Origin of the sequence: Skermanella pratensis, assembly GCF_008843145.1 — a bacterium.
Classification (GTDB): Bacteria; Pseudomonadota; Alphaproteobacteria; order Azospirillales; family Azospirillaceae; genus Skermanella; species Skermanella pratensis.
On the sequence record NZ_CP030265.1, the window covers coordinates 4820638 to 4846521 of the forward strand.

1 protein-coding gene is annotated in these 25884 nt (G+C 70.3%); it reads right to left on the reverse strand.

Translation table 11 applies throughout. The annotated features are described in order from the left end of the window. Nucleotides 1–395 precede the first annotated feature (395 nt). Complete coding sequence (locus DPR14_RS22225; protein WP_246148472.1) at nucleotides 396–25532, reverse strand: Ig-like domain-containing protein; 25137 nt, start codon at nucleotides 25530–25532, stop codon at nucleotides 396–398. Between the last annotated feature and the right edge of the window lie 352 nt (nucleotides 25533–25884).

Consider the following 25884-nt stretch of genomic DNA (forward strand, 5'->3'; position numbering starts at 1 on the left):
GCCGGTCCGCGGAGATCAGGGCCGAGCGCTCCCCCGAAGTGACGGGTTCGGGCGTAACAGCGCACCCCGATGCCGACAGCAGCGCGAAACCAAGTGCCGCGAACTGAAAATTCCGCCTGCTCCGCGGCCGACGTCGTCCCCGTCCATCCGAAATGATGCCAGTCATATCCGCCCCATCAAAACGCCCAGCATGATAATCAACTGCAGGGATTACCCCATTTGATTTATTCCATTAGGTGTAATTGTTACGGATGCTGCGGTCAATTGATTTTGTTGAAAAATTGACACGCGCGGCGGTCATGCCGCGCGGTCAAGGGAATCCAGGCCCGCCGCCTTCAGCAGGCTTTCCAGCAGCGCCATGCCCTCGGTGAGAAGGTCGTCCTGCCCGGCCGCCTTTAGCTGGGCGGTAAGCGACGGCTTGCCGGCCAGCGGAGCCCGTGTCTCCTGCTGATCGCGCCGCGACGGGACGTCGGTGTTCCTCTGTCCGTTGGCCGGGGCGGCTTCGGGGTCTGATCGGTCGTCGGCGCTTCGCCCGATTCGCCCACCTTCAGCTTGAAGTCCACCACGACTTCGGTGCCGGCGGTGTCGCGGGCTTTCACCCGGATCTCCAGCTGGCCTTCCGTGTCGACCGGCGGTGTCCCGCTGAACGTGCCGGACGTTGCGTCGAACTTCAGCCAGGACGGGAGCGGCGAGCCATCCGCCAGGGTGGCCTCGATGGTGATGACCGCCTTGGGGTCGGAGTGGCCGAACACGCCCGACGGCAGCCTGAAGCTGTTCGCGCCATCGGTCCCGAACTGCCGGTCCGGTACGCCGTTGAGCACCCGCAGACCGTCCGCCGCCCCTGTCCCGATGCTGACCAGCTGGGACTGGCCGGCCGGCCGGGTGAAGCTGCCGGAGAAGGCGGCATCGTTCCCGCCCAGGGACGAGGATGAGGACAGTATCGTGGACGAACCCGTCGACAGGGTGGAGGTCGACTGGACCAGGGGCAGGATGATCATGGCTGGCGCCGCGCCGGTCTGGACCGTCGCCGAGGTTGCCGCCGGGGCCGTCTCGGCCGGTTTGGCGACCGGCGCGACCACCTTCGGCGCCGCTTCGGTGGTCAGGGTGAAGCTGGTGGAGACGGTCGCTCCGGCCGGATCGGTCGCGGTCACCCGCACCGAGACCTGCCCGATGTCGGTGCTGCCCGGCGTGCCGCTGAACGTGCCGGTGCCGGCATCGAACTTCAGCCAGGCCGGCAGGGCCGCGCCGGATGCCAGGGCGGCCGACAGCGTCAGCCTGTCCGAGGTGTCGGCGTCGGTGAACAGCCCGGCCGGCAGCTTCAGGCTGAAGGCTTCGGCTTCGCGGGCGCCCTGGGCATTGACGGTGCCGGTCAGCGCGGGCGCGTCGTTGACCCCGACGATCGTGACCGTGGCGGTCCCGGTGGCGCTGCCGCCCTGCCCGTCCGAAACGGTGTAGCCGAATTGCTCGGTCATGGTCTGGCCGGCCGCCAAGCCGTTATACCTGCCGGCGGTGTCCACCGTGTAGGAACCGTCCGCCGCCACGGTGACCCGCGCGCCGGACGCCAGCGTGACGGCGGTCCCGACCGCGCTGGGATTCCCCTGGACCGCGGACACCGTCAGCACGGTCCCGGCGTCCACATCGGTGTCGTTGGCCAGCAGGCCCCTGGCCGGAACGGCCAGGACGGCGTCCTCGGCCATCGTGACGGCGTCCGCGACCGCGGCAGGCGTGTCGTTGGCCCCGGTGATCGTGATGGTGGCCGTCGCCGTCGCGGTCCCGCCGATCCCGTCGCTCACCGTATAAGCGAAGCTGTCGGTGGCGGTCGCTCCGGCCGGGAGACTTTCGAACCTGCCGTTGGGATCGTAGACGTAGGAACCGTCGGCCTGGACGGTCAGCCGGGCGCCTGAAGCAAGCAGGATGGTGCCGCCAACTGCGGCGGATGAGCCGTTGACCGCGGACACCGTCAGCACGGTTCCGGCGTCCACATCGGTGTCGTTGGCCAGCAGGCCCCTGGCCGGAACGGCCAGGACGGCGTCCTCGGTCACCGTGACGGCGTCCGCCACCGCGGCAGGCGTGTCGTTCTCTCCGGTGATCGTGATGGTGGCCGTCGCCGTCGCGGTCCCGCCGACCCCGTCGCTCACCGTATAAGCGAAGCTGTCGGTGCCGCTCTGCCCGGCCGCCAAGCTCTCGAACGCGCCGTTGGGATCGTAGACGTAGGAACCGTCGGCCCGGACGGTCAGTCTGCCCCCTGAAGCGAGCAGGATGGTGCCGCCCACGGCGGCGGACGAGCCGTTGACCGCGGAGACGGTCAGCACGGCGCCCTGGTCGGCGTCGGTGTCGTTCGCCAGCAGGCCGGCCGAGGCAGCCCTGGTCAGGACGCCGTTCTCGGCCACGCCGCCGGTATCGGCGACCGCCACGGGAGTCGCGTTGGCGCCTGATATGGTCAGGGTCAGCGTCGCCGTGGCGCTGCCGCCCTTCCCGTCCGAGACCGTGTAGCTGACGCTGTCGGTCCTGGTCTGGCCGGCCGCGAGATCCGTGAAGGCCCCGTTGGTGTCGTAGACGTAACTGCCGTCGGCATTCAGCGTGATCCGCGCGCCCGACGCCAGGGCGATCGCCTGCCCCACGCCGCTGGTCTGCCCGCCGACCGCGCTGACCGCCAGTACCGCGCCGGTGTCAGGGTCGCTGTCGTTGGAGAGCACCCCGGCCGACGCCGTAACGGCCGTCCTGTCGTTCTCGCCCAGGCTGAGCGCGTCGGCCCTCGCCACCGGGGCGTCGTTGGCGCCCGTTATGATCAGGGTCACCGTCGCCGTGGCGGTCGCCCCGCCGCCGTCGCGCACGGTCGCGGTGAAGCTGTCGGTCGCGGTCGCCCCGGCCGCCAGGCTTTCGAACCTGCCGTTGGGGTCGTAGCGGTACGAGCCGTCCGCGTTGACGGTCAGAAGCGCGCCGGAGTCCAGCGTGATCGCCCGGCCGATTGCCGACCCGATGCCGTTGACGGCGGTCACGGTCGCCGTGTCGCCGTGGTCCGCGTCGGTCAGGTTGGACAGCACGCCCCTGGCGGCGGGTACGTCGACGGCCGAATCCTCGGACACGGTGCCGGGATCGGGCTGGGGCACCGGTGCGTCGTTGATGCCGGTGATCGTGACGACCACCGTGGCGGTGCTGGTCGCCCCGCTGGGGTCGGCCACCGTATAGGTGAAGCTGTCGGTCGCCGACTGCCCCTGGTTCAGGGCGGTGAACCGGCCGTTCGGGTCGTAGACATAGGACCCGTCGGCGTTCAGCGTGAGCCTCGCGCCGGTGTCCAGGGTGACCGTCCGGCCGACGGAGTCGGCGATCCCGTTGACCGCGGTCACCGTCAGCCGGTCGCCCTGGTTGATGTCGGTGTCGTTCGCCAGAACGCCCAGGGTCGGCACCGACAGGATGGCCTTCTCGGTCACCGTCGCGCTGTCGGCGACCGCCGTCGGGCGGCCGTTGACCCCGGTGATCGTGATGGTCGCCCGGCCCACAGCGGTCCCGCCGAAGCCGTCCGCGACCGTGTAGGTGAAGCTGTCCGTCGTGGTCTGGCCGGAGCCGAGCGTGTTGAACGCGCCGTTGGGATCGTAGACGTAGGAGCCGTCCACCGCGACCGTCAGCCGCGCGCCCGAGGCGAGGATGACGGCGTTGGCGACGTCGGCGGCCGACCCGTTGACCGCGGTCACCCGCCGGGCGCCGTCGCCGCTGTCGGCATCCGTGTCGTTGGCCAGCAGGCCGGCCGCGCCGGTCGCGGTGACGACCTGCGACGCGGTCGTCGCCGCGCTGTCCGCGACCGCCGTCGGCGCGTTGTTGACGCCGGTGATGGTGAGCGTGACCGTCGCGGTCGAGGTGGCGCCGGCGGTGTCCCGGACCGTGTAGGTGAAGCTGTCGGTCCGGCTCTGCCCCTGGGCGAGGTCGCGGAACGCGCCGTTGGTGTCGTAGCGGTACGATCCCTCGGCGTTCATCAGCAGCCTGGCGCCCGAGGCAAGCGTGATGGTCTGGCCGACATTGGCGGTCTGGCCGTTGACCGCCGACACGGTCAGGGTGTCGCCCGTGTCGATGTCGGTGTCGTTGACCAGCACGCCGATGCCGGCGACGTTGAACACGCTGTTCTCGGTCAGGACGGCCGTGTCGGCGACCGCGGCCGGAGCGTCGTTGACGCCGCGGACGGTGACGGTGGCGGTCGCCGAGGCCGTGGCTCCGGCCGCGTCGCGGACCGTGTAGCTGAAGCTGTCCGTCGCGGTCGAACCGGCGGGCAGCCTGTCGTACCGCCCGTTGGGATCGTAGCTGTAGGAGCCATCGGCGTTCAGCCGCAGCAGCGCGCCCGACGGCAGGGTGATCTGGCGTCCGACCGCGTCGGTCGCCCCGTTGACCGCCGCGACCCGGAGAGTGTCGCCCATGTCGGGATCACGGTCGTTCGCCAGCAGGCCGGGCGCATCGCCGGTCAGCCGGGTGTTGGCCGCGACGCCCAGGACGTCGGCGGTCGCCACGGGGGTGTCGTTTACGCCGGTGACGGTGAGCGTCACCGTCGCGGTGGCGGTCCCGCCGGCGCTGTCGCGGACCGTGTAGGTGAAGCTGTCGGTCCCGGTCGCTCCCGCCGCCAGCGCCGCGAAGGCACCGTTGGCGTCGTAGCTGTAGGAACCGTCGGCGTTCACCGTCAGCAGGGCGCCGGACGGCAGGGTGAAGGCCCGGCCCACCCGGGCGGCCGATCCCTCGACCTCCGAGACGCTCAGGCTGTCGCCCGAGTCCACGTCGCGGTCGTTGGCCAGCAGGCCGGCGGAGGCCGCGACCGACAGGGTCCCGCTCTGCCCCACCGCGCCGGTGTCCGCCGATCCGGTCGGCAGGTCGTTGACCGGCGTGATCGCGATGGTGGCGGTCGAGGCGGCCAAGTTCGGCGTGCCCCGGACCGTGTCGACCATGACGTAGCGGAGCGTGGCGGCGGTGTCGCGGTCGGACTCGGGGGTGAAACGCAGGTCGGCGACGCCGGCGGTCAGCGGGATCACCGTGCCCGAGGCGCCCAGGACGATGACCGTGCCGTCGGCCAGGGTCAGGGTGCCGCCGGAAGCCGACAGGATGCGGATCGCGTTGGGCGAATGGCCGTCGCCGTTGGGCACGACCGACGGCACCAGCCTGATGTTGGCGGCACCCGGGGCGGCGCTGTCCTCGGGCAGGAACAGCGTCGTGTTGTCGGTGGCGATCGCCGTGATGTCGCCGCCGGCCACCGGCGGCTGCGCGGTGGACACGGTGAGGGCGATGGTGGCCGACGTGTCGGCGGTGCGGCTGTCGCCGTCGGAGACGAAGACCTGGAGCGACGGCGCGGTCGCTCCGGCGGTCATGGTGAACCTGATGGTCTCCAGAGTCGCGGTGACATCGGCCGGGCTGCCGGTGACCGTGATCCGGCCGTCGGTCCCGATGGCGACGGTCGCCGAACCGGACGCCGTCGCCTCGACCGTGCCGCCGGCCGGAACGAGCGTCGCGGTGACCGCGGCGCTGTCCGCGTCGGATATCGAGAAGCCGTGCAGTTCCATCGGGACGCCCGCGATCGCCGTGCCGCCGGCCGGCAGCGTGACCTGGGACGGCGACACGATGGTGACCGGCAGCGTGGCGGTGACGTCGGGCGAGACCGGGTCGGAGTCGCCGGCGGTCAGGGTCACGCTGCCGGCCGCGGCGCCGGCCGCGGGCGTGAAGGTCAGGCCCGACAGCGTCGCGTTGACGTCCTCCTTGGTGCCGGACACGGTCAGGCGCCCGTCGGCGCCCGCCGTCACCACGGCGCTGCCGGCCGCGACCAGAGCTACGGTGCCGCCGCTGGGCGCCACGGTGACCGTCAGGTTCGCATCGTCGAAGTCGGCGACGGAAATGCCGGGTATCGCACCGGTCTGGCCGGCGGTGACGTGGATGTCCGCCGCGGCCGGAAGGGTGAGCACCGGCGGATTGACCAGGGCGATCGACAGGGTCTCGTCGATCGCGGCCAGCGACGGGTCGGTGAAGTCGATCTGGATCCGCAGCGAGGCCCCGGTCGCCCCCTGGGTGCCGTTGAAGGTCATCCCCGCCAGCGCGCTGTTGATGTCGCTGGACTTGCCGATCAGGGTGAAAAGCCCGCCGCCCAGGTCCGCGACCGCGGCGCCGCCCTGGGCGGCCAGCACCGGCAAGCCGTTGGTGGCGGTCAGGCGGACCGTGATCAGCTCGGTGCCGGCGTCGCTGAGCGCGATGCCGGCCAGGGGCGCCGCGGTGCCGGCGGCCAGCACGACGCCGTCCGACGGAAGCTGCAGTTCGACCGTGCCGGTGATCGTGATCGACAGGGTCGCCTGCGCGTCGGCGGTACGGCTGTCGCCGTCGCTGACGCTCAGCACGATGCCGGCGCCGGATCCCGCGCGGCCCGCGGTGAAGGTCAGCCCGGCCAGGGTGGAGTTCACCGTGGCGACCGCGCCGGTGATGGCGACGGTGCCGTCGGACGCGGTCGAGACGGTGGCGCCGGCCGCCGCGGCGGCCGCCAGGGTGCCGCCGGTCGGAGCCAGCGTGACGGTGACCTCGCCCAGGTCGGCGTCGGCGACCGTGATGCCGGTCAGCGACACCGTGGTCCCCGCCACGACCGAGGGCTGGCCCGGCAGGTCCAGGGTCGGCGCGTTCAGGATCGTGAAATCCACCGTCGTCGTGGGATCGGGCGTCAGCGCGTCGCGGTCGGTGGTCAGCACCTGGACGCTGCCGGCGGTCGAGCCGATAGTGCCGGTGAAGGTCAGCGAGGCGAGCGAGGCGTTGAGGTCGGCGATGGTGCCGGTCAGGCGAAGGGTCGTGTCGTTCGGCCGGGTCAGCACGGCCGAACCGACCGCGTCGATGCCGATCTGGCCGTTGGTCGGGACCAGGGTGACCTGGAGCTCCGCCGTGTCGAAATCGCCGACCGTGAGGCCGGGAACCGCCTGGGGCACGCCCGCCAACACGGTCTGGGCCGTGGGGACGGTGCTTTCCGGGCTGGAAACGACGTCGATGCTCAGCAGATCGCTGTCGTCGGCGGTCAGGTCGTCGGCATCGGCGGTGGTGATCAGCAGGCTGGCGCCGAGCACGTTGCGCTGGGCCGTGAACTCCAGCGAGGCCAGCACCTGGTTGACGTCGGCCACCGTGCCGGCGACCTGGACCCGGTCGCCGGACAGGCTGGTGACGGTCGTGGAGCCGAACTGGGTCACCGAGACGGTGCCCTGGCTCGGCGTCAGCGTGACGGTCACCCTGCCGCTGTCGGTGTCGGCGACGCTGATGCCGAAGATCTCGCTCGACACGCCGGCGACCACGGTCGGGCGCGCCGGCAGGGTGTTCTCCGGCGCCGACAGGATCGAGAGCGCCAGACGGCCCGCGGCATCGGCGGTGGCCGCGTCGCCGTCGGAGACCGCTACGTCGATCGCGCCCGTTGCGCTGCCGAAGGCTCCGGTGAAGCGCAGGCTGGCGAGCGTGGCGTTGACGTCGGCGACGCTGCCGGTGACCGACAGGACGTTGCCCGATGCGGTGATCGAGGCCGGGCCGGTCAGGGCGACCGAGCCGTTGACCGGGGTCAGCGAGACGGTGACCGTGGCGCTGTTGCCGTCGGCGACGGCGATCCCGGTGATGGCGGCGGCTGTGCCGGCCAGGACGCTGGCGGTGCCCGGCAGGGTGATCTGGGGAGCGGCGGGATCGTCGTTCAGGATCACGCCGAACGCGGCGTCGACGACCAGCGCCGCCGAGGCGGTCGGGTTGGACAGCACGACGCCGAAGGTCTCGTCCGCCTCGATGGCCTGGTCGCCGGCGACCGACACGGTGATGGTCTTCACGGTCTCGCCGTCGGCGAAGCTCACCGTACCGCCCGGCAGGGCGCCGCCGAAATCGTCTGCGTCCAGGCTGTCGGTTCCGGTGACCTGCCAGTCGACGCTCAGCGCGCCGGACAGGTTGCCCGACCGGGTCACGGTGAAGCTGTAGGCGGTGGTGCCGGCATCGCCCTCCGACTTGGCGGCGTCGGCCGCAGCGATGGCGAGGCGCGACGGCACCACGATGCCCACGGTGGCCTGGTCGACCTGGATGCCGAGATTGGTGCCGGTGAAGCTGTCCACCGCGCTGGTCAGCCCGCTGCCCGCGGTGCCTTCCTGCAGGGCGGTCGCGGCTCTGCCCTGGGCCACCACCTGGGCCTGGGTGATGCGGGTCAGGTTCTCCAGCGTGTCGCCCGAGCTTCCGCTCGTCGCGGTGTCCACGGCGCCGTTGCTGGCGCCGATCACCCGGGCGGCGTCGGCCGCGACCGCGGCGACCCGGGCGGCGTCGATGCCGGGCAGCCGGGCGGCGGCGTTACGCAGCACGGCCTCGATGACCGGAGGCGAGGACAGGTGGATCTTGGTGCCGGACGGCAGGGCCGACACGGTCTCGGCCAGCGCCGCCAGCACCGCGCGGCCGGCGTCGCCCGAGTTGACCGGCGTGCTGGCGGCCCCCGCGAGCACCGAGCTGCCCTGGACCAGCAGGTTGGCGATCTTTGCCTGGGCGGCGACGGCGACCGCGATCTCCGCGGCGGAGCGCCCCGCCGTGGTCGCCTCGACGATCGGGTCGTAGGTCAGCAGGTCGATCCCGCCGTCGATCCCGAGCGCCGACCTGACGACTGTCTGGGCCGCCGCGATCCGGGAGTCGGTGGCATCCAGGCCGGCGATGCCGACCAGCAGCGTGGTCAGCGGATTGATCACCTTGGCCCGCGGCGGCGCCTCGAAGATGCCCTTGAACTCCAGCCCGGTGGAGATGTCGCGGCCGCCGATCAGGATGTAGGGGCCGCTGCCGCCCAGGATCTCGAAGTTGCCCGAGCCGTCGGTGATCGAGAAGGACTCGCCCTCGTCCAGGACGCTGTTGCGGTTGGCGTCGGCGAACACGGTGCCGCCGGTGATGTAGCCGTCGACCACCACGCCCTTGAAGGTGTTGACGATGACGTTGCCGGTTCGCAGCGCGCCCAGGTTCCGGGCCGCGTTGTTGCCCGCCGCGTCCTGGATCCTGCCGCCGTTCAGGTTGATGTTCTGGCTGACCGAGATGCCGTCCTTGTCGGCGTCCGCCGGGGTGACGGTATAGGCGAAGGTCAGCGTGTCGGCGGACTGGCCGGCCACCTCGACCAGCTCGGCGAAGCGGGTGGTCCTGCCGATGGTCAGCGCCAGGCGCGGCGTGCCGAGGTTGGTCCGGTCGATCGCCTCGCTGAACCGGACGGTGAAGGTCAGGGTGTCGCCGTCCACGTAGTTGCCCGCCTCGGGGACCGTGACCGACACGATGGCGGGCGGCGTCACGTCGCGGTCGTCGTCCAGGATCGTGCCCCGGGCTGTTTCTCGCTGGAAGACGATCTTGCCGCCGGAGAGGCTGGTGGCGACGCCGGTGACCGAGAAGGTGAAGGTCTCGTCCGGCTCCACCACGCTGTCGGCGGCGACCGTGACGGTGACGTCCACGAAGCTGGCGCCCGACGCCAGCGTCGCCTTGCCGAACGGCAGCCCGCCGACGAAATCGTCGCGGTTGGCCTGGCCGTTGTTGCGGGTCGGTTCGTCGATCTGCCAGTCGACTTCCGTCCGGGCGCTGGTGTCGCCGGTCCGGGTGATGCGGAAGGTCAGCACGGTGTTGCCGGCGGTGCCCTCGCTGGCGACGGCGGCGACCGGCACCACGTCGAGCCGCTGGACCGCGGTCACGGCGATGGCGACGGCCTGCGCGGCCACGGAACCGCCGTCGGACACGCTGTAGACCAGCGTGCCGGCATCGCCGCTGAAGCCGGCCGGCGGCGTGTAGGTCAGGTTGGCGAGCTGGGTCGCGGTCAGCAGCGCGCCTACCGGCACGACCGCCCCGTCGGCGGTCCTGACGGTGCCGGCGGACGGCAGCGCCGTGACCGTGATGGTCAGCGGGGCGCCTTCCGCATCGACCGGCCGCGTGATGCTCAGGCCGATGGCCGAGCTGTCCTGGTCGATCGTCACGATCTTGTCCGGCTGCAGGACGGGGCCGTTGTTGCGGCCTTCCACCGTGATGAACAGGGTTGCGGTCGAGGTCAGGCCCCCGGCGTCGACGATGGTGTAGCGCACCTGCTCGACCACGCTCTGCCCGGCGTTGAGCCCGACATAGGCGCCGTTGGGGTCGAACGCGACGCTGCCGTTCTGGCGGATCGTGACCTGGCCGCCGCCGGCCAGCGTGATCGCCCGGCCGACGCTGGAGGCGAGGCCGTTCACCGCGCTGACGACGCGGGTGTCGCCGATGTCCGGATCGGTGTCGTTGGACAGCAGCCCCCGGGCGGCGGTGAGGGAGAAGGCGCTGCTCTCGCCGGTGGAGACCCGGTCGTCCGCCGCGGCCGGCGCGTCGTTCACGTTCTCCACGGTCAGGATGAAGATGTCGGACGCGCTGGCGCCGGCCCGGTCGGTCACGGTCAGCCGGATCGTCAGGGTGCCCACGTCCCCGTTCGCCGGCGTGCCGGTCAAGGTCCGCCTTTCGGAATCGAAGGTCAGCCAGGCCGGCAGCGGGTTGCCGTTGGACAGGGTCGCCGTGCCGGTCAGCGGGTCGCCGTCATCGGGGTCGCCGAAGGCGTTGGTGGAGATCGTCAGGCTGAACGCCGAGCCCTGGATGGCGGTCGCCCGGCTGACGGAGCGGTTTGCATAGGGTGCGTCGTTGACCGACAGCACGTTGACGGTGGCGCCGAGATTGCCGGTCGTGGCGGTCCCGTCCGAGACGGACAGGGTCAGGGCGACGGTATCGACGGTGCCCGGCGCCACCCGGTTCTCGGTCGGGGTGAAGACCAGGGCCCTGAGGGCGGCCTGGGCATTGGCGGCATTGTTGCCGGTGAAGGTCCAGGTGCCGGTCGCGGCCGTATAGGTGCCGGAACCGCCGCCCAGGGACCCGCGCGCCGGATCCAGCGTGACGGTGACCGTGATCGACTGGTTCGGGCGGTCGGCGTCGCTGATCGAGACGTCGGCGAACGGCCGGGCCGTCCGCTTGTCGGTGATGTCGATCGGCGCCGGGGCGCCGGTGACCACCGGGGGATCGTTGACCGGGGAGATCGCGAAGGTGCTGACGATCCTGTTGCTGGCGGCGTCGGACGCGGCGCCGTCATCCACCTGGATGCCCACGCTGCGGGTGGTCCGGGCATCGCCGTCCGTGGGGTTGGCGCTGGTCGAGCTGAAGGTCAGCGAGCGGAGCGCCGCCTGCATCTGCGCCAGGGTGCCGCCGCCGCTCAGGGTCAGGACGCCGGTGGTGGGGTTGTAGCTGACGGCATAGGGACCGGGGACCGAGACCGCCAGCACGTCGCCCGCCACCGGATTGTCGAGGGTGACCGTGGCGCTTCGCGCGGTGGCGCCGGTGTCGGCGTCCGTCAGGGTGATCGCCGCGCCGATGGCCAGCGCAGCTCCGCCTTCGGTGTAGGTGGCGCCGGTGGTCGGGCCGGCCAGCACGGGCGAGTCGTTCGCTCCGGTCAGGTTGACGGTCAGGGTCTTGCTGTCGCTGGTGACGCTGTCCGCCGCGGTGACCGTGAAGCTCTCGCTGGCGCCGGCCGACAGCGCGTTGATCGCCGCGGCGTCCGGCACGTAGACATAGGCGCCGCCGGCGCTCCGGACATAAAGCGTGCCGTAGGTCCCGGCCTTGGACACGTCGTAGGTGACGGTGCCGATCACCGTGCTTCCGCCCGTCGTCCCGCCGTTGATGCCGTAGGTCAGGGTGTCGTTGTCGATGTCGGTCGCGGCCAGCGTGCCGGCCTGGTTGGCGAAGCCGTCGGCGGCGGCCGTGTCCGTCAGGCCGATGGCGCCCGGCGCCGCCAGGACCGGAGCGGTGTTGGACACGAAGGTGCGGCTGGACGAGGATGTCTGGGTCGAGCTGCCGTTGCCGTCGTTCGCCGTGACGACGACCTTGAGGTATTTCTGCGCGTCCGTCGCCGTCGTGGTGTATGTCGCCTGGATCGCTCCGGCGATGGCGGCTTCCCCGGAACCGGCGCTGTCGGTCGCGCGGTACCATTGGTAGGTGTAGCTCAGAGCGTTGCTCTCGGCATCGGTCCAGGTGCCGGTCCCGGCGGAGAGGGTGGCTCCGACCGTCGCCGTGCCGGTCACCGCGGGAGCGACCGTCACGACCGGCGCGTCGTTGGCTCCGGTCAGGCTGACGGTCAGGGTCCTGCTGTCGCTCAGGCCGCCGTCGGAGGCCGTGACCGTGAAGGTCTCGCCAGCGTTGGCCGACAGCGCGTTGATGGCGGCGGCGTTCGGGACATAGGCATAGGTCCCGGTCGTGCTGGCCAGGTACAGGGTGCCGTAGGTCCCGGCCTTGGAGATGTCGTAGGTGGTGGCGCCGATCGTCGTGCTTCCGGACGTGCCGTCGGTGATGCCGTAGGTCAGCGTGGTGCCCTCGACGTCGGTGGCGTCCAGGGTTCCGGTCTGGTTGGCGAAGCTGTCCGTCGAGGGCGTGTCGGTCAGGCTGATCGTCGCGGGCGTCGCCAGCACCGGCGCGTCGTTGACCGGCGAGACGGCGATGGAGGCGGTGTCGGTCGCCGTCGAGAACGCCGTGATGCCGCCGTTGGAGCTGGTGTCCGCCGTGCCGCCGGCCGTCCCGGTGGACTTGTCCCAGGCCCGGAAGGTGATGGTCGCCGAGCCGTTGTAGTTCGCCGCGGGCACGAAGCGGACCTTGTGGGTGCTGTCGCCGCCGAGCGTGCCGTCGAGCAGCCGCGCCGTGCTCGCCGAGACGGAGCCGAAGGCGCTCCAGTTGGCCCCGTTGTCGGTCGAGTACTGCCAGGTGCCGTTGGTGTCGTCGACCGCGGTCACCGCGATCGCCTTGACCGCCGTGCCGTCGGCGTCGGTGATCGAGCCGGTGACCACGATGTCGGCGATCCCGGTGCCGGTGTTGGACCCGCTCGCCACGTCCTCGGCGATGCCGGCCAGCGCCGGGGACTGCGCCGCGTCCAGCACCGGCGCGTTGTTCACCACGGTCAGCACGAGATCGTTGCCGGTGCCGCCGGTGTAGCTGACCTGGAAGGTGTAGCCGCCCGACGTGAAGGTGTCGCCCTGGGCCAGGGTGAAGCCGTCCGACGTCTTCAGGGTGCCGGTGATCGCGTCGCTGCCGTCGTTGACGATCAGCATGAAGCTGTCGCCCACCGCCGGCGCATAGCCCAGGGTCAGCGTCAGCTTGGCGCTCTGGATGCTGACGGTCCCGGTCACGTCTATCCGGTCGTAGCCGGTCCCGGCCGCGGTGCCGTTCAGCTCGGCCGAGATGAAGCCGCCCGACGCGACGGTCAGGCCGCCGGTCAGCGTCAGCGTGCCGGGGCTGTTGCCGGCCGCGATGATGCCGCCGGACGCGATCGAGACGGCGCCCGACAAGGTGCCCGAGCCGCCCAGCGTGGCGCCCGAGGCGACCGAGACCGCGCCGCCGCCGGTCATCGTCCCGTTGACCGCCAGGATGCCGGCGCTGACGGTGGTGGTGCCGGTGAAGCTGTTGGTGCCGGTCAGGGTCACCGTGCCGGTTCCGGTTTTGGTCAGGTTGCCGGTGCCGGTCAGCCCGCCGGACAGGGTGACGGCGCCGGTCACGTCGAGGGTACCGTTGGAGACCCCCAGCACGATCGGGTTGGTGATGGCGAGCGGGCTGCCCGCCACGGAGCTGCCCGTGACGTTCAGCGTGCCGCCGGACAGGGTCGCCGTGCCGGTCAGGGCGGAGGCGCTGCCGACCGCCAGGGTGCCGGCGTTGACCGACATGCCGCCGGAGGCGTTGGATACCGTCAGGGTGCCGGCGCCGATCTTGGTCAGGGCGAACCCGTCGGCGGCGAGCGCCCCGTCCAGGGTCACCGCGGCGTCGGTCTGGAGCGAGGCGTCGCCGGTCAGGGTGACGTTGTTGTGGATCGTCGTCGCCGTGGACACCCGCAGCGCCGTGCCGGAAGCGAGCGTTACCGCCCCTTTGCCCAGGTTGACGTCCGCCGCCACGGACAGCGTGCCGCCGTGGACGGAAGTCGCCCAGTCGGCGCCGTTGTTGGACTGGCTGGTCAGCTTGAGCGATCCGGCGCCCGACTTGGTCAGCGTCGTGCCCGTGCCGCCGCTGATGGCGCCGGATAGCGTCAGCTCGTTGGTGCCGCCGGTCGGTGCGTAGCTGATCGTTCCGCCGCCGGTCCCGAGGTCGATGGCGTTGTCGATGGTCTGCGCGCCGGTGCCGGTGAAGGCCAGCGTGCCGCCGGCCAGGGTCACCGTGCCGGAGCCCAGGTTGCCGTCCGCCGCGACGCCCAGCGTGCCGGCCGAGACGGTGGTGTCGCCGTAGGAGTTGGCGCCGGACAGGGTCACCGTGCCGGTGCCCGTTTTGGCGAGGGTGCCGGTGCCCGACATCACGCCGGCATACGTACCGGTCGTGGACTGGTCGAACACGACGGCCGCGTTGTTGGTGATGGCGCCCTGCAGGCTGGACGTCGTGCCGGTCAGGGTGCCTGCCGATACCGTCGTGCCGCCGGTATAGGTGTTGATGCCCGACAGCGTCACCGCGCCGGCGCCGGTCTTGGTCAGGGAACCGGTACTGGCCAGGACGGCGCCGACGGTGAGCGCATCGCCCGAGGCGTTGTACAGGGTCAGCGCGCCGCCCAGGTTGAGCTTGCCGGCGCCGGCGATGGTCAGGGTCCCGGCCGCATCGGCGTCGAAGGTCAGGCCGGCCGCCACGCTGACGTCGGAGCCCAGCGTGATGGTCTGGCCGCCGACGCCCGCGGCGAACTGGATGGTGGTGCCGGTCGGGTTGTTGGCGGCGAAATACAGCGCTTCGCGCAGGGACAGGCCGCCGCCGTCGGCGGTCGCCGCCGCGACGGTGGCATCGGCGGTGGTGTCGGTGTCGGCGGCATCCACGCCGTCGTCCGAGTTGACGGTGACGATGAGCTGGTTCGTCACGGTGATCGAGTGCGACTTGTCGTAGGTCCCGTTTGCCCCCCCGTCGTTGGCGCGCACGATCACGGTGTAGGTGCCGGCGGTCAGCGCGGTCGGGCTGGTCGCCCGCAGGCTGGTCCCGCTGGTGTTGAAGCTGGTGGCGTTGGTGTCGCCGTTGACGCTGACGATGGAGAAGGTGTGCGAAACATTGTCCAGGTCGGTCGCCGACAGCGTGCCGATCACGGCGTTGGCGGCATCGAAGATGGTGACGGAGCTGGCGCTCAGCGCGATGTCCGTGGGCGCGTCGTTGACCGCGGTGATCGACGTGTTGATCGCCACGCCCGCCGCCGACACGTTGGAGGTGCCGTCATCGGCCGTGGTGTCGAAGGTCGCGCGGGTGGTACCGCTGGTGAAGGCCGTCGCGGAGGAATTGTCCACCGCGAACGCCGTCAGCGCACCGGGCGTGCCGTTGTAGTTGGCGGCCGGCACGAAGCGCAGCTTGGCGCTGGTGTCGAGCAGCAGGGCGGCGCTGGTCGAGACGGTGCCGACCGCGTGCCAGCTGGCGCCGCTGTCGGTCGAGTACTGCCACGCCCCCTGGGCGGTGGTGCTGGCGTCCGCCGAGATCGCGATGCCGGCCAGCGTGTTGGCCGACGAGCCGTTGGTCACCGCGTCGGTGGTATCGGAGAACAGCGAGGAGAACAGGCTGGTCACCGTGTCGCCGGACGGTGCCGCGGTGTCCTCGTCGACCGCCGCCAGGGTCGCGGCGCCGGTGAAGCCGGGCGCGTCGTTGACCGCGCTGACCGTGATCGACGCCGTGTCGGTCGCCGTCGAGAACGCCGTGATGCCGCCGTTCTTGCCGGTCCCGGTGTCCGCCGTGCCGCCGGCCGTCCCGGTGGACTTGTCCCAGGCCCGGAAGGTGATGGTGGCCGAGCCGTTGTAGTTCGCCGCGGGCACGAAGCGGATCTTGTGCGTGTCGTTGCCGGTCAGCGTGCCGTCGAGCAGCCGCGCCGCCGACTCGGAGACGGAGGAGCCGAAGGCGGTCCAGCTCGTCCCGTTGTTGGTCGAGTACTGCCAGGTTCCATGGGCGTTGTCGACCGCGGTCACCGCGATCGCCGTGACCGCCGTCCCGTCGGCGTCGGTGACCGAGTTGGCGGCCACCATGCTGGCGACGCTGGTGCCGACGTTGGAAGCATCCGCCACGTCCTCGGCGATGCCGGTCAGCGCGGGGGCCTTGGTGGCGTCCAGCACCGGCGCGTTGTTGACCACCGTCACCGTCAGGTCGTTGCCGCTGGTGTAGCTGATCTGGAAGGTCTTGCCGCCCAGGCTGAAGGTTGCCCCTTCGGCAAGGCCGGTGAAGGTGCCGGTGACGGCATCCGTGCCGTCGTTGTCGATCAGCGTGAAGCTGTTGCCGATCGCGGGCGTGAAGCCGGAACCGAGCGTCAGCGACAGGGTCGCACCGGTCACGGTGACCGTGCCGGTCACCACGATCCGGTCGTAGCCGGTGCCGGCGGTGGTGCCGTCGATCTCCGCCGCCAGGATGCCGCCCGAGGCAATGGTCAGCCCGCCGGTCAGCGTCAGCGTGCCGGGGCTGTTGCCGGCCGCGATGGTGCCGCCGTTCGCGATCGAGACGGCGCCCGCGATGCTGCCCGAACCGCCCAGCGTGGCGCCGGAGGAAACCGTCACCGCCCCGGTGCCGGTCAGCGATCCGTTGACCGCCAGCGTGCCGGCCGAGACCGTGGTGGCGCCGGTATAGGTGTTGGCGCCCGTCAGGGCCAGCGTGCCGGCGCCTTCCTTGGTCAGGGCGAAGCCGGTGCCGCCGACGATCCCGCTGAGGGTCAGGGTGCCGGCCGTGGTGGTGACGGTCGATGCGGCGGTCAGCGTGACGTTGCCGCTGATCGTGTTGGAGCCGCTGTCGTTGATCAGCGCGCCGCCGCTGGAAACGCCGGTCCCCGCGAGGCCGGTGATCGCATCGGCGATCGTGATGCCGCCCGACAGCTTCAGCGCGGCACCGCTGGCGACCGAGGTTCCGCCGGCCGAGGTGCCCAGCGCGTCGGAATGCGTCGCGGCCAGCGTGCCGGCGCTGATCGTGGTGGCGCCGGTGTAGCTGTTGGCGCCCGACAGGGTCACCGTGCCGGTGCCGCTCTTGGTGAGATTGCCGGTGCCGCTGAGCACGCCGGCATAGATGCCGTCGGCGCTCTGGTCGAACGTCACCGCCGCGTTGTTGACGATGGCGCCTTGCAGGCTGGTCGTGGTGCCGGTCAGGGTGCCGGCCGAGACGGTCGTGCCGCCGCTGTAGGTATTGGTGCTCGACAGGGTCAGCACGCCGGTGCCCACCTTGGTCAGGGCGCCGGCGCCGGCGATGTTGCCGCCGATGGCGATCGAGGCCGAGGGTTCGCCGGATATGGTTCCGCCGCCGGTGCCGAGGGTGAAGGCGTTGGCGAGGGTGAAGTTCTGGTAGAAGTGAAGCGTGCCGCCGTTCAGCGTCACCGTGCCGGTGCCGACACTGTTCTGATCGACGACCTGGAGCACGCCCCCGGATACTTCGGTGCCTCCCGTGTAAGTGTTGGTTCCGTGGAGGAGGAAGGTGCCGGAGCCGGTCTTCTTCACGCCGCCGGTGCCGCTGATGACGGAACCGGAGCTGCCGCCCGCCCCGGCGGCGATGGTCAGGGTATGGGACCCCAGGTTCACCGCGGCGGACCCGCTCATCGAGCCGATGGTTTCGTCGCTGTCCAGGGTGAGGGTGCCGTTGGAAACGGCCACCGTGGCGGTATCGGCGATGGCCGAGCCGCCGCTCAGGATCAGGACGCCGCCCGTCACCTGGGTCTCGCCCGTGTGGGTGTTGGCGCCCGACAGCGTCAGCGTGCCGCTGCCTTGCTTGATCAAGCCGCCGGCGCCGCTGAGGGAGCCCGAGAAGGCGGTGTTCGCGCCGTCGCCGGTGGTCAGCGTGGCCCCCAGGGTCACGTTGCCGGCGCCCGCCAGCGAGCCGATGGTCTCGTTCTGCGACAGGGCGAGCGTCGCGCCCGAGGCGACCGTCACCGCCGTCGTGTCCGCCAGCGCGCCGCCGCTGCGGTTCAGCGTCAGGGTGCCGGCCGACACCGTGGTGGCGCCGGTATAGGTGTTGTTGCCGGTCAGGGTGAGATTGCCGGCGCCGGTCTTGGTCAGGGCGGTGGAACCGCTGATGATGCCGGATACCGTCCCCGTGATCGAAGAGGCGACCTCGACGGTGCTGCCGCCCGTTCCCAGTGCGACCGCGTTGGTGAAGGTGTCGGTGCCGGTCAGGCCCAGCGTGCCGCCATTCAGCGTCACGGTGCCGCCGACCAGGGCATTGTTGGAAGCGACTGCCAGCGTGCCGGCCGAGACGGTGACGCCGCCGGTCAGGTTCGCCTTGTTGGTCGAGCTGGACAGCGTCAGCGTGCCGGTGCCGGTCTTGGTCAGCGCCCAAGCGCCGCCCGACATCGCGCCGGACACGGTCACGTTGGCGTCGGTCCGGATCGTGGCGGCGCCGCTCAGCGCCACAGGGTTGTCGATCGTGGTGGCGCCGGTGACCTGGAACGTCGTGCCGGCGGCCAGCGTCACGGCTCCGGAACCCAGGCTGGCGTCACCCGCCACGCTCAGCGTTCCGCCCGATACCGTGGTGGTGCCGTCGTAGGCGTTGGTGCCCGACAGGACCAGCGTTCCAGACTGGACCTTGGTCAGATTGAACGACGAAGGGCCGTCGCCGAGCACCCCGCTCAGCGTCAGCGTGCCGGAAAGGACGCCGATATACGAATTCCCGGACAGGGTGACGGCGCCGGTGACGGCGGACGTGCCGGCGCTGAGAATCGCGCCGAGGTTGTCCGAACCGGTGCCGGTGATGGTCAGGTTCTCGGCGATGGTGACGCCGACGATCGACACGGTTGCGCCGCTGTTGACGGTCGTGCCGCTGGCGGCCGAACCCAGTCCGCTGGCGTGGTGGACCTCCACGCCGCCCGTGGTGATCGTGGTGGTGCCGGTGTAGGTGTTGTTTCCGCTGAGAATGACGGTGGTCGGACCGCTCTTGGTGAGATTGCCGGCCCCGCTGATGATGCCGCTCAACGTCGCCTGCGTACCGCCAGTGCCCGGAATGGCTTCGATCTCGCCCGCTCCGGCCAGATCGATGGCGTTGTCGTAGGTGCTTGCACCCTTGACCTGCAACTTGCCGCCGTTCAGCGTCACCGTGCCGCCGACCAGCGCGTCGTCCTCGGTGACCGCCAGCGTGCCGGTGGTCACCGTGGCGCCGGCGGTCAGGCCGGCCTCGTTGCCGGTGTTGGACAGGGACAGCGTGCCGGCGCCGGCCTTGGTCAGCGCGAACGCCCCGCCCGACAGGGCGCCGCTGATCGTCAAGGTGGTGGCTGTCGCCGTGGTGACCGTCGCGGCCCCGGTCAGCGTGACGGCGCCGCTCAGCGTGTTGTCGCCGCTGACGTTGACCAGCGCGCCACCGCCGGAAACCCCGGTGCCGGCCAAGCCGGTGATGGCTTCCGCGATCGTGATGCCGCCTTGCAGCCCGAGCGCCGCGCCGCTGGTGACCGAGGTCCCGCCGGCGGTCGTGCCCAGCGCGTTGGCGTGCGCCGCGACCAGCGTGCCGGCGCTGACGGTCGTCGTCCCGCTGTAGGAATTGTCGCCGCTGAGGATAAGCGTCGCCGTGCCGCTCTTGGTAAGCGTGCCGGTACCGCTGAGCACGCCGGCATAGGTGCCGGCGCTGGACTGGTCGAACACGACGGCGGCGTTGTTCGTGATCGCGCCCTGGAGGCTCGTGGTGGTGCCGGTCAGGGTGCCGGCGGAGACGGTGGTGCCGCCGGAATAGGTGACGGTAGCGCCCGACAGCGTCAACCCGCCGGCGCCGGTCTTGGTCAATGCCGTCGTGCCGGTGATGTTGCCGGACAGCGTCGCGGTGATGCCCGAGCCGACATCGACCGTGCCGCCGCCCGTGCCCATCGTCACGGCGTTGGCATAGGTGTCGGTGGCGGTCAGGCTGAGCGTGCCGCCGGCCAGCGTCAGCGTGCCGCTGGTCAGCGCGCTGTTGGCGCCCACCGACAGCGTTCCGGCGGAGACCGTGATTCCGCCGGACAGGCCGGTCCTGTTGGCGCCCGACAGCACCAGCGTGCCGGCCCCGACCTTGGTCGCGCTGAAGCTGCCGCCGACGGCACCGCTGATGGTCAGCGTCGTGCCGGACGCCGCACCCAGGTAGGAGTTCCCGGTCAGCGTCACGGCGCCGCTCAGCGTGTTGGTGCCGCTGACGTTGACCAGCGCGCCGCCGTTGGAGATGCCGGTGCCCGCCAGCCCGGCGATCACCTCGGCGATCGTGATGCCGCCTGACAGGCCCAGCGCAGCACCGCTGGTGACCGTGGTGGTGCCGCCGGTCGTGCCCAGCGCGGTGGCGTGCGCCGCGACCAGGGTGCCGGTCGAGACGGTGGTGGCGCCGGTGTAGGTGTTGGCCCCCGACAGGGTCACGGTGCCGCTGCCGACCTTGGTCAGGGCGAAGCCGCCGGACACCACCCCGCTCAGGGTCAGCGTGTCGCCGCTGTTGAAGGCGCCGACCGAGGCGTCGGCCGCCAGCGTGATGTTGCCGGTGACGGTCGCCGAACCGCTGCCCTCGTTGACCTTGAGCGCGCCATAGGCGGCGTTGATGCCGGTGCCGCTCAGGGTCAGCGCATCGGCGATGGTGACGTTGTTGCCGAGCCTGAGCGTGGTGCCGCTGGCCACCGTGGTGCCGCCTTGCGACGTGCCCAGCGCGTTGTTGTGCGTGGCGATCAGGACGCCGGCGTTGAGGGAGGTGGTTCCGGTATAGATGTTGTCGCCGCTGAGCGTCAGCGCGCTGCTGCCGGTCTTGACCAGCGCGCCCGAGCCGGAGATCTGGCCGGACAGGGTGACGGCGGCGGAATTGCTCACCGTGCCGCCGTTCGCCCCCAGCACGATCCCGTTGTCGATGGTGGTGGCCCCGGTCACCGTCAGCGTGCCGCCGTTCAGCGTCACCGCGCCGGTGCCCAGGTTGCCGTCGGCGGCGACGCTCAGCGCGCCGGCCGACACGGTGGTGGTGCCCGTGTGGGTGGTGTTGCTCCCCGACAGGGTCAGCGTGCCGCTGCCGGCCTTGGTCAGGCTGCCGGTGCCGCCGATCGTGCCGGAGAAGGTGGTGTCGGTGGACTGGCTGACCGTCAGCGCGTTGGCCCCCAGCGTCACCGTGCCGGCGCCGGACAGCGCGCCGATCGTCTCGGTCGCGGACGACAGCGTCAGGATTCCGGCGAGCGAAACCGCGCTGGTGTCGGCCAGCGCGGTGCCGCTGGAGTTGTTCAGCGTCAGCCCGCCGGTGCCGCCGCCAGCCGATACGGTGGTCGTACCGGTGTAGGTATTGACTCCCGTCAGCGTCAACACGCCGGTGCCGGTCTTGGTCAGCCCGCCGGAGCCGGAGATGACGCCGCTGAACGTGGTGCTGGTGTTGTCGCCGCCCGTGAGCAGCGTATAGCCGTTGGTGGCGATGGTGCCGGTGCCGGTCAGCGAACCGACGGTCTCGTTGCTGTTGGACAGCGTGATGACACCGTTGCCGCCATTGTCGTTGATGGTCAGGGCGCTGGTGTCGGGGATGGCCGATCCGCCGATGAAGGTGATGGCGCCGTTTCTCAGCTCGGTATAGCCGCCGTAGGTGTTGGTGCCCGAGAACGTCAGCGCGCCGCCCTGCGTCTTGATGATGTTGCCGCTGGCGCCCGAGATGTTGGCGGAGATTATCAGCGACGCGCCGACGGGGCTGACTTCCAGCGTGCCGGTTCCGGCCAATGCCAGCCCGCCGCCGCCGCTGCCCGCGATCGTCACGGTTTTTGCTTGGGACAGGGAAATCTTGTCGTCCGCCCCCAGTGTCGCGGTGCTGCCGGTCAGGGTCAGGGTGGTGTTCGTCGTCAGTCCGCTGAGAACGACACTGTCCGCCGTCGCCTGCGCCACGCTTCGCGCCAGCGCCTCGCGCAAGCTGAAGCCGTCGGCGGCGTCGCCGTCGGCGTCGTCGTCCGTGCGATCGACGGTGATGGTGCTGCTGGTGACCGCCACATCGGCGGTGGCGGTAGTGCCGGTGGGGCTGTCCTTCAAGGCGAAGCGGATCTTGGCGTCGCCGTACGATGTCGTGCTGCTGTAGCGCACGGCGCGGATCACGGCCTGGACCAGCTCGTTGGTGGCGTCGGCGCCGCCGTTGGCGAAGCTGACGGTCAGGACGCCGCCGGCGCTGGTATAGGTCGCGAAGGTCTGGCCGCCGGTTTGCAGGTTCGATCCGCTGAGGGTGAACCCGGACGCCGCCAGGCTGAACGTGTCGCTGGCGGTCGCGTCCGCCGCGCCGCCGCTGGTGTACCGCTGGACCGTCAGCGTCGAACCGTTCCAGTTGGCGGCGTCGTTTTCCGTGTCGGTGACCGTGGCGTTGGAACCGACGTCGAGGGTGAGCGTGCTCCCCGTCACCCAGGTGACGCTGTTGGTGTCCAGGTTGCCGATCGTCGGCGCGGTGTTGGTCGACGCCGTGATCGTGCTGCTGTTGACCGAGGTCAGCGAGCCCGAGGCGGCGCGCAGCACGATCGAGTTGGTGGTGCCGCCGCCCACCGAGTAGGTGAGCGAGAGGCCGGTGAAGGTGGCCGCACCGCTGGCGGCGTTGAGCGTCACCGTGGTGGCGGTGCCGTCGGTGTCGCCGCTCGTGACGCCCAGGCTGGTGACCGTGCCGGCCACGGCGCCGCCGCTCGTATTGGTCACCGACAGCACGATGGCGGAGGTGTAGCCGGTATCGACGATGTTGCCGGCATCGACGGCGCGAACCACCGGAACGGTCGTGAAGCTGGTCGCGACGCCGCTCTGCAACGTCAGCGGGACCGGCTGGGTCGAGAACTCCAGCTTGGTCGCCACCACGTCGGACGTGATGCTGGACGACGTGGCGCTGGTCAGCGCGCCGGACGCCGCGGTCAGCACGAAGGTCTCCTGGTCGGCGGTGGCGGTGTAGGAGACGCCGGTGAAGGTCGCGACGCCCGCCGTGGCCGACAGCGTGACCGTGCCGCCCAGCGTTCCGGAGCTGCCCTCGCTCAGCGTGATCGAACCGGTGAAGCCGGTGTCGATGTTGCCGCGCGCGTCCACCGCCCGCACCACGGGCTGGGTGGTCAGCGCGACGCCGCTGACCGATCCCGCCGGTGCCGTGCCGAACACGAGCTGCGTGGCGGTGACGTCGATCGCGGCGCCGCTGCCGTTGGCGACGTTGGACTGGCTGGCCGCCATCTGGGTGCCGCTGCCGCCGACCGTGAAGTTGCTGGCGTTCAGCGTCAGGATCAGCGTGTTGCCTTCGGTGATGTCGGCCGACGACGTGTTGTCGTTGAAATAGGCGCTGATCGTGTAGACCTCGTTCGCGGCGTCGGCGACCGAGATGCTCAGGCCGGAGAAGGTGATCCGGTCGGTGGCGGAATCATAGGTGCCCTGAACGTTCGTGGCGTCCGGGCCGTTCAGCAGGAACACCATGGCGCCGCGCTCGGCGTCGGTGCTGGTGCCGGTCACGGCCACATGGAACGAGGAGACGGTCGTCGCCGCGCTGTCGGTGCCCGGATCGGTGATCGTGAAGTCGAGCAGCGAGACCGCCGAACCCTGTGCCACCGCGGTGGTCGCGATGCTCGACGGCTCGGTCAGGGTGGCGCTGGACGTGACCGTGGCGTTGGAATCGACGGTTCCCGTGCCTGTGATCGAGAAGTCGTAGGGGTTCTCGTTGCTGTCGTCGTTGGCGATGTTGATGGTGGCATTCCGGGCGCCGGTCGTCGACGGGTTGAACAGCACCGTGAAGGTGGTGCTGCCGTTGGCGGCGACGGTGGTCGCCGGCTGGGCGGTCACGGTGAAGTCGGCGGCGTTGGTGCCGGTGATGGTGACCGCGCTGGAACCGAGCGTCAGCAAGGCGCTGCCGGTGTTCTGGATGGTGAAGGTGCGTTCCACGGTCCCGCCGGTGACGGCGGACGAGCCGAAATCGGTGTGGTCGGTCGTGGTCGGCGTGGCGTCGCCGTCGGTGATGCTGGTGCTGTTGCCCTGGACGTTGATCTCGGGTCCCGAATCGTCGTCGGTGATGGTGCCGGTGGCCGTGGCCGTCGGGATGGTCGCGTTGGAGGCGTTGGACAGCGTGACCGTGAAGGTCTCGTTCGACTCGGCCGTGGCGTCGCCCGCGATGGTGACGGTGAAGGTCTTGCTCGTCTCGCCGGCGGCGAAGTTCAGGGTGCCGCTGGTGGCGGTATAGTCGCTGCCCGCCGTCGCGGTGCCGTTGGTGGTGGCGTAGTCGACCGACACGGCCCGGCCCGACGCGGCGCTCAGCGTCACGGTGAACGTCATGTTGGACGTGCCGCTGTTGCCCTCGGCCTGGCTGACGTTGGCGATCGACAGGGTGGGCGTCGTGTCGTCGTCGATGATCGTCACCGTTGCTTCCTGGGTGCCGTTCTCGGTCGCCCCGCCGCCGCCGGACACTGCGGTGATCTCGATGATGGCCGTCTCGTCGTCCTCGTCCAGCGCATCCTGAACGGCGGTCAGGGTCGCGGTGCCGGTCGTGTTGCCGGCCAGGATGGTGATCGTCGTGGAGGACAGGGTGAAATCGTCCGTCAGCGTCGCGGTGCTGGTGCTCTTGCGGCCGATCGTCACCGTGGTGTTTTCGGAGGCCGCCGCGCTCAGCGTCGCGGTGACGGTGGAGGTGCCGGCCGCCTCGGCGACGCTGGCGTTGTTGACGGAGAGCGAGACGGTGGCCGCCGAGGTGGTTACATCCACCTTGGTGGGCGAGGCCATCAGGTTGCCGGTGCTGTCCTCGGCGACGAAATAGACGTCATACGCCGTGCCGGAGGACAGGCCGGTAACCGCGGAGAAGCTGCTGTCAAAGCTGCCCGTCGTGGCCGAGGAAGTGCCGGATTTCAGCGCGGCGCTGCCGGTATTGTTCTGGCCCGCCTTCACCTGCGCGGCCGAGGGCGCCGTCGCCCCGTCCGCCACGACGACGTAGTAGATCGTCCCAGCCTCGTTGATGCTGGCCGAAGGGGTAAAGCCGGTGGTGGTCGCGCTGGTTGTCGTGGGACCCGAGTCGAAGGTCGGTGGGGTGGTGTCGGCGGCGACCGTGAAATTCACCGTCGTCGTCGCTACGGCGCTATCCGAGGCGTCGGAGACATAGACGTTGATGGTGCGCGACGAACCGGTCGGCGTACCCGCCGAGTTGATGTACTTGACATTGGCAATTGCCGCCTGCATGTCGGCCACGGTGGCGCCGGGCTTGCTGTAGAGCGTCAGCCTGCCCGTGGAGGAGTCGTAGAGAACCGAATTGATATTGCTGTTGGTACCGGTCAGCGACAGGCTTTCCGATGCGACGTCCTGGATGCCGCTTAGCGTGATAACCGCACTGCGGACATTGGTATCGCCGGAAAGCGTGCCGATCGCGACGTTGTTTCCGATCGCCACGCCACCCGACACATAGCTGACGGTATAGTTGTTTCCGCCCGTGCCGCTATCGAGGTCGAGCGTCCGCGCCGCGGCGTATTCATAGGCACCGCGATCGAGATTGGAGCCGACAGTACGCGGATTGGACAAAGCGTCGTAGGTGCCATAGCTGGAGACCTGCCCGGTGGTATTCCCCCCGTTTATAACGCCGGTCGAACTGCTGCTCAGTCGCAGGTCCCTGGCAGAACCCGAGCCGAGATTGACGAACAAATCGGCTGCCGAGCCGGTGGTGGTATTAGTCAAGGTGGCGGCAGTTCCACCCGATGCGGTTCCAACATCTGCCCCGGTGGTCGCAGAATTGCCGGCGATGATCGAGTCATAAATGTTAAGAGTTCCAGCGGCACCTTTTAATATTCCACCGCCTGTACTAGTACCAGCCGAGTTGCCAACGATAGTCAGGTTGGCAAAATTGTACGTGCCACTGGCGTTATTTACGCGGATTGCACCGCCGCCTTGTAAGCTCGAGCCGGTCGTCGTATTGTTGTAAAATACACTGTTCGTGATGCTGCCGCCAGCATTACCAAGAATGCCTACCGCAGCGCCAAAGGACGCTGAGGTGTTCGAATGGAATACACTTCGGTCGATGGTTAAAGTT